Annotated in this window: 10 protein-coding genes and 4 pseudogenes; 4 read left to right on the top strand and 10 right to left on the bottom strand. The window is 72.2% G+C overall.

What is annotated here, in order from left to right:
• A pseudogene (locus tag J7E97_RS32440) lies at positions 1-267 on the bottom strand (hypothetical protein); the annotation flags it as partial.
• Positions 264-1,061 (bottom strand): phosphatase PAP2 family protein, encoded by a 798-nt coding sequence (locus J7E97_RS32435; RefSeq protein WP_215034717.1) that lies wholly within the window; start codon positions 1,059-1,061, stop codon positions 264-266. The gene J7E97_RS32435 and the pseudogene J7E97_RS32440, both read right to left, overlap by 4 nt.
• 210 nt (positions 1,062-1,271) lie before the next feature.
• Here J7E97_RS32435 and J7E97_RS32430 point away from each other — a divergent pair, with 210 nt between their 5' ends.
• Complete coding sequence (locus J7E97_RS32430; RefSeq protein WP_215034715.1) at positions 1,272-1,913, top strand: TetR/AcrR family transcriptional regulator; 642 nt, start codon at positions 1,272-1,274, stop codon at positions 1,911-1,913.
• A gap of 148 nt (positions 1,914-2,061) precedes the next feature.
• Here J7E97_RS32430 and J7E97_RS32425 read toward each other — a convergent pair whose 3' ends face one another.
• Positions 2,062-2,598: a TerD family protein gene (locus tag J7E97_RS32425; RefSeq protein ID WP_215034714.1), complete on the bottom strand. Its 537-nt coding sequence runs from the start codon at positions 2,596-2,598 to the stop codon at positions 2,062-2,064.
• A gap of 397 nt (positions 2,599-2,995) precedes the next feature.
• Here J7E97_RS32425 and J7E97_RS32420 point away from each other — a divergent pair, with 397 nt between their 5' ends.
• The gene (locus J7E97_RS32420) at positions 2,996-3,808 is read left to right on the top strand and encodes a glutamate ABC transporter substrate-binding protein (RefSeq protein ID WP_215034712.1); all 813 of its coding nucleotides are present in this window, start codon (positions 2,996-2,998) and stop codon (positions 3,806-3,808) included.
• On the opposite strand, the gene J7E97_RS32415 is transcribed toward J7E97_RS32420, so the two are convergent.
• Positions 3,792-4,100 carry a fructosamine kinase family protein gene (locus tag J7E97_RS32415; protein WP_215034710.1) on the bottom strand — a complete coding sequence of 103 codons (309 nt, stop codon included), beginning with the start codon at positions 4,098-4,100 and terminating at the stop codon, positions 3,792-3,794. The genes J7E97_RS32420 and J7E97_RS32415 overlap by 17 nt on opposite strands.
• 295 nt (positions 4,101-4,395) lie before the next feature.
• Positions 4,396-4,608, bottom strand: a pseudogene (locus J7E97_RS37170) (hypothetical protein); the annotation flags it as partial.
• A gap of 84 nt (positions 4,609-4,692) precedes the next feature.
• Between J7E97_RS37170 and J7E97_RS32410 the strand changes: the two are divergent.
• A complete protein-coding gene (locus J7E97_RS32410; RefSeq protein ID WP_215034708.1) occupies positions 4,693-5,520 on the top strand; it encodes an endonuclease I family protein in 828 nt (275 codons plus the stop codon).
• Positions 5,521-5,566: 46 nt separating this feature from the next.
• Here J7E97_RS32410 and J7E97_RS32405 read toward each other — a convergent pair whose 3' ends face one another.
• The 4 genes and pseudogenes from J7E97_RS32405 to J7E97_RS32385 all read right to left on the bottom strand — a co-directional run bounded on the left by J7E97_RS32405 (position 5,567) and on the right by J7E97_RS32385 (position 9,449).
• Positions 5,567-6,007, bottom strand: coding sequence for a GNAT family N-acetyltransferase (locus J7E97_RS32405; RefSeq protein WP_215034707.1), 441 nt, complete (start codon positions 6,005-6,007; stop codon positions 5,567-5,569).
• 58 nt (positions 6,008-6,065) lie between these two features.
• Complete coding sequence (locus J7E97_RS32400) at positions 6,066-7,718, bottom strand: glycoside hydrolase family 20 protein (RefSeq protein WP_215034706.1); 1,653 nt, start codon at positions 7,716-7,718, stop codon at positions 6,066-6,068.
• Between the two features lie 121 nt (positions 7,719-7,839).
• Positions 7,840-8,162 (bottom strand): annotated as a pseudogene (locus tag J7E97_RS32395) (heme-binding protein).
• Between the two features lie 45 nt (positions 8,163-8,207).
• Entirely contained in the window at positions 8,208-9,449 is a 1,242-nt protein-coding gene (locus tag J7E97_RS32385; RefSeq protein ID WP_215034703.1) for an MFS transporter, read from the bottom strand.
• A 236-nt stretch (positions 9,450-9,685) separates the two neighbouring features.
• On the opposite strand from J7E97_RS32385, the gene J7E97_RS32380 reads away from it, so the two are divergent.
• Positions 9,686-10,147 (top strand): MarR family winged helix-turn-helix transcriptional regulator, encoded by a 462-nt coding sequence (locus tag J7E97_RS32380; RefSeq protein ID WP_215034702.1) that lies wholly within the window; start codon positions 9,686-9,688, stop codon positions 10,145-10,147.
• Here J7E97_RS32380 and J7E97_RS32375 read toward each other — a convergent pair.
• Positions 10,144-10,541: pseudogene (locus J7E97_RS32375) on the bottom strand (hypothetical protein); the annotation flags it as partial. The gene J7E97_RS32380 and the pseudogene J7E97_RS32375 overlap by 4 nt on opposite strands.

Raw genomic sequence — 10,541 nt, 5'->3', positions numbered from 1 at the left:
GTGCGCGCCCAGCGGGAGCGCGGCGACCAGGGTGAGCGCGCCGAGCGGCTGGACCAGGGTGAGCGGCCCGTACCGCAGGGCGGCGGCGTGCAGGAGCGCGGCGGCGGCGTTCAGTCCGGCCGACCACCACCAGGCACCGTTGCCGAGCAGCGCGGTGGCGCCGCGGGCGGTGGCACGGCGCGCGAGGCGTTCCTGGGCGACGGCCGCGGCCGCGTACGTGACGGCCGCCGCGAGGCAGAGCAGGACGGCTACGAGGGTGGCGTTCACCGGACCACTCCTACGGCGACCGGCTCGGGTTTCGCCGGGCGCGGACTCGGCATGCTCCGGAGGGCGACGAGGGAACGGGTGGCCGGGCGCGGGACCAGCAGCAGGGCGGCCCCGAGCAGGAGGGCCGCGACGACGGCGTCGAGCCAGTAGTGGTTGGCCGTGCCGACGACGACGAGCAGGGTCACCAGGGGGTGCAGCAGCCACAGGGCGCGCCACCGGGAGGAGGTGGCGGCGATCATGCCGAGGGCCAGCATCAGGGCCCAGCCGAAGTGCAGGGAGGGCATCGCCGCGAACTGGTTGGCCATGGTGTCGGCGGCGGGCGCGGCTCCGTAGACGGTCGGCCCGTAGACCTGGCCCGTGTCGATGAGGTGGGTGGCCGCCAGCATCCGCGGGGGCGCGAGCGGGAAGGCCAGGTGGAGGACGAGGGCGGCGCCGGTCAGGACGGCGAGGACGCGGCGGGTCCAGAGGTAGTGCGCGGGGCGGCGTACGTAGAGCCAGACGAGGAAGAGCACGGTGGCGGGAAAGTGCACGGCCGCGTAGTAGGTGTTCGCGGTGTGCACGAGGGCGTCCCCGTGCAGGAGCAGGCGCTGGATCAGGCCTTCGCCGGGCAGGTGCAGGGCACGCTCGGCGTCCCAGACGCGGGTGGCGTTGCCGAAGGCCTCGTCGGTGCGGCCGGTGGCCAGCATCCGGCCGCACTTGTAGACGGCGAACAGGCCCGCGACGAGCAGCAGCTCGCGGATGAGGCGGCGGCGCCGCCCCGCGGCGGCCCCGGCGGGTGTGGTGTGGGAGGTCATCCCCCGGTCTCGCTTCCTGTACACGGGCACACATCGACAACACGTCGACGAACGCATCGACACGCCAGTGTATCGATACATTCGCGTATCGATACGCCGGTGTACCGATACGCGACCGTTCTTGTACACTTCAGCCAAGACCGCCGCCAAGGATCCCGCCGTAGGATCCGGCCGAGGAACCGTTCGAGCGCCACCGAGGAGAGCCGCCCCATGACGTCGCCGACGCCGGACGCCGCATCGGCCCCCGCGCGCCGCTCCAAGATCACCCCGGAGCGGGAGCGTCAGTTCTACGACGCCGTCCTGGAGCTCCTGCGCGAGGACGGCTACGAGGCCCTGACCATGGAGGGCATCGCCGCGCGGGCCAGCTGCGGGAAGTCCACGCTCTACCGGCAGTGGAAGACCAAGCCGCAGCTCGTGGCCGCCGCCCTGCGCGCGGACCGGCGGGGCACACTGGCGGCAGTGGACACGGGGACCCTGGCGGGCGACCTGCGCGAGGCGGCCCTGATCGCGGCCTGCACCTCGGGGCGCGACACCCGGCTCACGCAGGCCCTCGGGCACGCCGTACTGAGCGACGAGGAGCTGAAGGCGGCACTGCGCGAGGCGCTGGTGGAGCCGGAGCTGGCGGCCTTCGACACCATCGTGGAGCGGGCCGTGGCGCGGGGCGAGATCGCCGCCGGGCACCCGGCCGTGGAGTTCCTGCCGGCCCAGCTGATGGGCGTGCTGCGGATCCGGCCGGTGCTGGAAGGGCGGTACGCCGACGCCGAGTACCTCGTGCGGTTCGTCGACGCGTGCCTGCTGCCGGCACTCGGCGTGGATCCCGGTCCCGAGCCGCGATCCGCTCGGACCCCCTGAACCGGCCGGCCGCCGTTTCCGATGACCGGACGGCGACCTGCCCGCGCTGCCTCGTGGGGACGGTGGCAGCGCACCACCCGGGCCGGGCGGCGGGCACTCCCTCGCGGAGTGGCCGCCGACCGGTCCGTGCGGATCAGCTCCGGGCGGATCAGCTCGGGGCGGAGCCCATGACCCGGGTGAACTCCTCCGGGTCGGCGTCGAAGCCCCGCACCGCCGGGTCCAGCGACCAGCTGCCCGAGGCGTCGCGGGTGAACTCCGCGACCGTGGCGGCGCGGGCGGAGGCGACGGCCGTGAAATCGTTCACGGAGAGCTCGGTGTAACCCTCGCGGATCCGCAGTCCGGTGCCCGCCACGACGGCGAAGGTCAGCTTCGGGCCGGTGTCCGCCGGCTGGATCACCACTCCGATCACCACCCGGGTCAGCTCCGGTGCGATCCGGTTCAGTTCGAGGGTCATGACCTCGTCGAAGCCGAGGCCCTGCCCGGTCCGGCTGTCGCGGTCCAGCGTGATGGTGCCGTCGGGGGCGCGGCTGCCGAAGTGCACGAGGTGCACGGGCTGTCCGTACGGGTCGGCGGCCGCGTACACCGCGGCGAGTATGTCGAGGTCGTGTACGGGCGCCCCTGCCGGGCTGGGATCCCACCGCAGCGCGATCTCCACTTTGGCCAGGCCCTTGCGTACTCCGCTCACCGAACTCCCCCTCCGCTTACCGTGTGTTGCCCACCCATGCTGTCACGATCCCGTCCGCCCGGTCCGAACGACCGCACGTTCCCGGCCAGCCGGCCCGTGACGCGGACGCGGTGGGGCGGACGCGGTGGGGCGGACGCGGACGCGGTGGGGACGGCTCTTCGTGCGACCGGCCGCCCTCCCGTCCGGGACCGCATCGACCGCAGGATCTGTCGGCTATCCGGATCGTGACCCTCAAGATTTGCTCAGATCTCGTGACACTGGGCCCGCCGACTTCCTAGCTTCCTCATATACGCGTCCACTCGGCCCCGCGGCACCCCGCGTCCAGGGCCGCCCCCGGCGTGCCCGGCGCAACCCGCGCGCCGCGCGCGACCCCGCGTATCCGAGGAAAGAGTGCAGCATGAGGGTTCCCAAAGCCGGTGCGGTCGCCGCAATGATCGGTCTCGCACTGACCGCATCCGGGTGCGGCGGTGCCGAGGGCGAGGGGAACATCGCGATCGGCATCAAGTTCGATCAGCCGGGCGTCGGCATGCGCGAACCCGACGGCACCTTCACCGGTTTCGACGTGGACGTGGCGACGTACGTGGCGAAGGAGCTCGGCTACAAGCAGGACCACATCACCTTCAAGCGGGTCCTCAGCAACGACCGCGAGCTGCTGCTGGAGTACAACGAGATCCAGTTCGTCGCGGCCAGCTACTCGATCAACGAAAAGCGCAAGGAGAAGGTCGACTTCGCGGGCCCCTACTTCCTCGCGCACCAGGACCTGCTGGTCCGCGCCGCCGACACCTCGATCACCAAAGCCGAGGACCTCAACAGCAAGCGGCTGTGCTCGGTGACCGGCTCGACCTCGGCGGAGAACCTCAGGAAGAACCTGGCCCCCAAGGCGAGCACCCTGGAGCTCGGCGGCTACTCCGAGTGCCTCGTCGCCCTCCAGGACGGCCTGGTCGACGCCATGACCACCGACAACTCCATCCTCGCCGGGTACAGCGCCCGCAAGGGCAACGAGGGCAAGTTCAGGATGCTCGGGCTGAACCTGAGCAACGAGAACTACGGCATCGGCATGAAGAAGGGCAGCCCCGAGCTCCAGGGCAAGATCAACGCCGCGATCCGCAAGATGATCGAGGACGGCTCCTGGGAGGCGGCGGTGAAGAAGAACTTCGGCCCGAGCTACAAGTACGAGCCCGCCCCCGCCGCCGTCACAGCGGGCAGCTGACGACCGTCGAGGCGGTGGCCGGATCGGACCAGTCGGCGTCGAAGGCCGCGTTGACGACGTAGAGCCGGTCGCCGTGGAGGGCGGCCGTCGTCGGCTGATGGAAGCGCGGGCCGGTGAGCTGCTTCACGAACCGGCCCCGGCGGACGTCCCCGCTCAGCGTGAACACGTCGACCACCTGGGGCTGGTTGCGTACGACGTACAGGGTGCGCCCGTGGACCAGGAGCCCGTCGCCGTAGCTGACGGCCCCGCCGTCGAGCTCCGTGCGGGTGGCGGCCCCGGTGGCGGTATCCACCCGGAACAGCGCCGTCGGCAGGTCGAATCGGTGAACCAGGCGCCGCCGCAGGCGACCACCACGTCGTTGACGAAGGCCGTGCCGGTCGCGGCCCGGTGAGTGGCCAGGACCCGGCCGTCACCGGAGTCGACCACGCGGATCTGGCCGCTGGCGCCCCCGGCGACGAGCAGCCGGCCGTGCGCGTCGAGCTTGAGACCCACCGACGCCGGCCCCTGGTCCCGGGTGATGATCCGCCCGGCCCCTGGTCCCGGGTGATGATCCGCCCGGCACCGGTGGCGAGGTCGAACCGGTAGAGCGAGCCGTCGATCAGCGAGCCGGTGTAAGCGGTACCGCGCGGGGAGACGGCGATCCCCTCGGGCTGGAAGCCCGCCGGGGTGGCGATCGTCTCGGGCCGGGGCGGCCGGGGCTGCCCGACGCGCCGATGACCGGGGACGCCCCCCTCACCCGCACGACGCGCGGAGACGAAAGTCCGGGCTCCCGACACGTGGTTTTCATCTGTACGGCACATGACAATGTGAACCTCGCTCTGCCACCTGATGCCCCGCCAATTCCCCGGGCGGGGGCGGTGCGTGTGGAGAGGTACCCCCACGTGATGAGAATCTCGCGCCTGACCCCCTGGGCCGCCGGCCTCGCGGCGGCGTCCCTGCTACTGCTCCCGGCCTCCGCCTCGGCCGGCCAACGGGACGCGGCCGCCCCTGCGGCGCCTTCGGCGGTCACGGCGGCCACGGGCGCCGCCGTCGACACCTACTACGCCTCCGCCGAGGGCAAGACCGGCGCCGCGCTCAAGACGGCGCTGCACGACATCATCAAGACCCAGTCCAAGGTGACGTACGACGGCGTGTGGAACGCCCTCAAAGTCACCGACCAGGATCCGGCGAACCCCAACAACGTCATCCTGGTCTACTCGGGCCGCTCCCAGTCCAAGTCCACCAACGGCGGCGGGATCAACGACTGGAACCGCGAGCACGTCTGGGCCAAGAGCCACGGCGACTTCGGCACCTCCACCGGCCCGGGCACCGATCTGCACCACCTCAGGCCCGAGGACGTCACCGTCAACAGCACCCGCGGGAACAAGGACTTCGACAAGGGCGGCAGCCCGGTCGCCGAGGCACCCGGCAGCTTCACCGACGCCGACTCCTTCGAGCCGCGGGACGCCGTCAAGGGCGACGTCGCGCGCATGCTGCTGTACATGGCCGTGCGCTACGACGGCGGCGACGGCTTCGCGGACCTCGAGGTCAACGACAGGGTCGACAACGGCAGCGCACCCGCGATGGGCCGCATCAGCGTCCTGAAGCAGTGGAACCTGCAGGACCCGCCGGACGCCTTCGAGCAGCGCCGCAACCAGGTCATATACGACACCTACCAGCACAACCGGAACCCGTTCATCGACCACCCGGAGTGGGTCGGCTCCATCTGGTAGCCGCCGGCCGGACCGCCCACCGCGCCCTGCCGGGTGACACCCGGGACTACTGCGCGCCGAGGACCATCCACTTGTCCGGGGCCGCGATCGGCTCGAAGCCGACCTTCTCGTAGACCCCGTGGGCGTCCCCCGTCACCAGCAGGATCCGCCGGATCCCGTACGGGGCGAGGTGGTCGCGCACCGCCCCCGCCAGGGCCGTGCCGAGCCCCTTGCCCCGCGCGCCCGGGTCCACGTACACGTCGCAGAGCCACGCGAAGGTGGCCCGGTCGGTGACCACGCGTGCGTACGCCACCTGGACGCCCGAAGCCCCGTCGTAGACACCCAGGTTGACCGAGCCGTCGATGGCAGCGTCCTGCTTCTCCCGGCTCCGGCCCAGCGCCCAGTAGGCGTCCTCGGACAGCCAGCGGTGGACCAGCTCGCGGTCGATCCGGGCGGGGTCGGCGGAGATCTCGTAGCCGTCGGGCAACGGCGGCAGCTCATTGTCCATTCCCGCATCCAACACCGAGGCCGGCTCCTCTGACCAGCCAATACCGAGCGCGCGGCGATCAGAGCCGGTCGGCCAGGGCCTTGAACTGCGACCAGTCGAGGACCGGCGGGCGGGAGTCCCAGAGCTTCTGGGAGACGGCCGCCAGGGGCAGCCGGATGCCCTGCGCCACCTGGGCCTGGGTCTGGGCGCCCGCGAGGTCGCACCAGACTGCGAAGCGCGCGCCCAGTATCTGGGCGTCGAAGCTCTCCGGGACCGCCGTGGTGCCGCGCAGCACCAGCGGGGACCACTCCTCGTAGATCCGGCGGCCGGTGGGGTAGGTGAAGTCGTTCGGCTCGCCCAGCACGTAGTAGAGGTACTCGTCGTTGAGGTTCACGACCTTGCGGCCCTCGCGCAGGTATTCCAGTGGCGGCCGGGCGCCGCCCTCCTTGCCCGTCCAGTATTCCACCCCGATGTCCTTGGCCGGCTGGACCACCCCGCCCGTGAAGAAGCCGTCGTTCCACGCCGCGGGCTTCCGGCCCGCCGAACGGACCACGTCCGCACGGTCGTTCAGCCAGCCCGTCGCCAGGTCCTGGACCCTTCCGTCGGCCCCGTAGCGCTCCCGCGCCGCGGCCGCGAGCTGCGGGAAGGAGGTCTGCGGGTCGCGGTAGACCAGCGCCTGGTATTCGTCGGCGCCCAGGTTCCAGATCGCGCTCGGGAACAACGGCAGGTACTCACGCAGGAGTTCGTCCACGAGCTTCGCCGCCGCCGGGTTCGCGATGTCCACCGCGCCCTTGACCACCCGGCCCTGTACGTCGTGCAGTTGCAGTGCGGGGTACGCGCGCAGGACGGCGCCGAGGTGTCCGGGCGAGTCGATCTCGGGGATCACCGCTATGTGCAGGCGGGCGGCGAGTGCGGTGATCTCGCGCACTTGCGCCTTGGTGAGGTGGGGGTCGGAGACGATCTCCGGGTGGGTGTCGGATTCGATCCGGAAGGCCTGGTCGTCGGAGAAGTGCAGGCCCAGCTGGTTCAGTTTGAGGTCGGCCATCTCGCGCAGCCGGTCCTCGATCCAGTCGGGGGTGAAGTTCTTGCGCGCGATGTCGAGGTTGAGGCCGCGCTGCGGTTTGGCCGGGGCGTCGCGCACGGTTCCCTCGGGGGCCGAACCCCCGTCGTTCACGGCCTGCTTGAGGGTGCGGGTGCCGTAGAAGACGCCGGCCTCGTCGGGCCCGGTGATGCGGACCTTTCCGTCCTGGACGGTGAGGGTGTAGGACTCGGACTTGCCGGAATCCTTGGCACCCAGGGCGATTTCCACGTCCCCGCGGCGCGATGTCGCCGATGCGGCGAACCCGATGCCCAGTTCACCGGCCAGCAGCTTGCCCTCGTCCGTCAGCTCCGCGCTGTCGGCCGGGGGTACGACGACCCGTGCTCCGGGGCCGGGCCGCCAGCCGGGGCCGCGGGCCGGCACGTGTGCGCGTACGGCGGGAATGGTGTCCGGGGCCGTGGAGAGCGCGTACGTGCGCGTCGGCGAGGGTGCGGCGGTCGACGGCTCGGCGGATCGCGACCGGCCGGCCGAGGCGGAGGCGGAGGCCGGGGAGCGGCTCTCCCCCGTGGTGGCGGTACCGGCCGTTCCGGTGGAGCCGGTCGCACAGCCGGGTATCGCGACGAGGGAGACCATCGCGGCGACCGTGGCCGTCGCGATGCGAGTGCGTCTGTTCCGCTTCGTCGGTTTCATCATCGTGTACCCGTGTACCCGTGAGCCCGTGTCCCCCGTACCTACCAAAGTGGCACGGGGGACACGGGCGCGCGACCCGGGCGCCGGGTGCCGGGGCGGGCGACGGACGCGCGTCTGGGAGGCGTCACGCGGGCGTCGGCCCGCGCATCGGCCCGGTGTGGCAGGCCAGCACCGCGAGGGCGGTCGCCGCGACATCGTGGTCCTGGCCGGGGGCCCCGCCGCCGACCCCGATGGCGCCGATCAGGACGGCCCGGTCGTCCCGCCGGAAGGCGAGCAGGTGGCCGCCCGCGTCGAGGACCGTGACGCTCACGGCGATCCCGGCCGCTTCGGCGGCGGCCGTGGCGGCGGCGACGCCTCGGCGTCCGCGGTGGTCAGCGGGGCGACGGCGGTGCGGACGGTTGCGGGGGCGGCGGTGGTGGTGGCGGCGGTGGTGGTGGCGGTGGACATGCTGGGGCGCTCCTGGGCGTGTGGTTCGGTACGGGGGATGGTGGATCAGTGGTGGGTGAAGACGGCGTCCGCCTCGGCCGGGGATCCGGCCGCGCCGACCCGGCCGGCCCGGCCGACCCGGCCGTCGTCGCCCGCGCGGCCCGCCGTACGCCGTTCCAGTGCTCCGGAGACCAGGGCGAGGCCCAGGGCGGAGGCGGCGAGGGCGGCGCCGACCCAGTTCGGGGCGGTCCAGCCGAACCCGGCGGCGATGACGATCCCGCCGAGCCAGGCGGCGAGGGCGTTGCCGAGGTTGAAGGCGCCGATGTTGACGGCGGAGGCCAGGGTGGGGGCCCCGGCGGCCTGGTCCAGAACGCGCTTCTGCAGCGGCGGCACGGTGGCGAAGCCCAGGGCTCCGATGAGGACGATGGTGACGGCGGCGCCCGCCTTGGTGTGGGCGGTCAGCGTGAACAGCGCGAGGACGGTGGCGAGCGCGCCCAGGGACACGTAGAGCATCGGCATCAGCGCGCGGTCGGCGAACCGGCCGCCGATGAGGTTCCCGCCGACCATGCCGAGGCCGAAGAGGACGAGCAGCCAGGTCACGGAGGTGTCGGCGAAGCCGGCGACGTTGGTCATCATCGGGGTGATGTAGGTGATGGCGGCGAAGACCCCGCCGAAGCCGAGGACGGTCATCGCCATGGCCAGCAGGACCTGGACGTTACGGAACGCGGCCAGTTCGTGGCGGATCCGGACACCCTCGGGGCGGGGCAGGTCGGGGACGAGGCGTGCGATGCCGAGCAGGCCGAGGAGGCCCAGCGAGGCGACGATCAGGAAGGTGACGCGCCAGCCGAGGTGCTGGCCGACGAGGGTGCCGAGCGGGACGCCGATGACGTTGGCCACGGTGAGGCCGGTGAACATCATGGCGATCGCTCCGGCCTTCTTCGCGGGGGCGACGAGCTCCGCGGCGACGACCGCGCCGATGCCGAAGAAGGCTCCGTGCGCGAGGGAGGCGACGACCCGGCCGGCGAGCATCACGCCGAAGGCGGGGGCGAGCGCGGAGAGGACGTTGCCTGCGATGAACAGCCCCATGAGGAGCATCAGCATGCGCTTGCGGGGGATGCGGGTGCCGAGGACGGTCATCAGCGGCGCCCCGAGGACCACGCCGAGGGCGTAGCCGGTGACGAGGAAGCCCGCGGTGGGGATCGATACGCCGTAGGTGCCGGCGACCTCGGGGAGCAGGCCCATGATCACGAATTCGGTGGTGCCGATCCCGAAGGCGCCGATGGCGAGGGCGAGGAGTGCGAGAGGCATGAGGGGGTGCCCTTCAAGGGGGGAGGTTTGCTGCGTGAGCTCGCCACGTTCGCTTCGACGAGTACTCGGAGCCGCCGTCGCTATGTACCGCTTGCTGCTTGCTGCTGTGCGGTCGGCCGTGACTGATTGCCTGCGTCCACATTAATTGCAGACGCGGGTTAATTGCAAGCGCGGGCTATTGCAGCCGTCGCCTATCCTGTGAAGTACACGCCTTGAAGGACTTGAAGGAGGAGCCGATGACGGCCACGGACAGCGCACTCACCGCCCTTTCCCAGGGCTGGTGCGCCCTTTCCCTCCTGCACGGGCGGATCGAGGCGCACATCGAGCGCGCGCTCCAGGCCGGGCACGGGCTGAGCGTGCGCGAGTACTCCCTGCTCGACGTCCTCAGCCGCCAGCACAGCGGCCCGGGAGGCCACCTGCGGATGCACCAGGTCTCGGACTCGGTGGTGCTCAGCCAGAGCGCGACGACCCGCCTGGTCAGCCGCTTGGAGGACCGGGGGCTGCTGAACCGCTACATCTGCGACACCGACCGCCGGGGCATCTACACCGACGTCAGCCCGGCCGGCCTGGCCCTGCTCACCGAGGCCCGGCCCACCAACGACACGGCCCTGCGCGAGGCGCTGGAAGAGGCGGCGCACAGGCCGGAGCTCGCGCCGCTGGTGGCCGCCGTGAAGAACACCCCGGCGGCCGGGGCTTAGCTGTCGTGCCCCGGAAGGTTGTGGAGAACGCACCCCTGACCCGGACCGGGCGTACCCGAAAGGGCTAGGACCGGCTCGGCGAGGCGGCCGGGGCCGCCGGAGGCGCTCCGGCGCGCGAGGGAGCCGCCGAGGGCGGCGACGAGCGGGACCCCGACGTACTCGGCTGCGGCGCGCCCGCGCCGGGACCGGTACCCGTCGCCTTGCCGGGCCCGGGCACGAGCGGCGGCACGGGCGAGGTCACCGACGCCGACGGCCAGGGCGAGGGCGACAGCGACGACGGCGACCGCGGCGACGGGGCCGGATCGGTCGGTGACGGAGACGGCGGCGCGGCCGGCGGTACCGGGTCCGGGCGCAACGGCGCCGCGTCCGGCGCCAGCACGGCGTACCCCACCAC

Source organism: Streptomyces sp. ISL-66 (genome assembly GCF_018614135.1).
Classification (GTDB): Bacteria; Actinomycetota; Actinomycetes; order Streptomycetales; family Streptomycetaceae; genus Streptomyces.
Note: the sequence above shows the minus strand (reverse complement) of the source record. Positions and strands in the feature narration are given on the sequence as shown.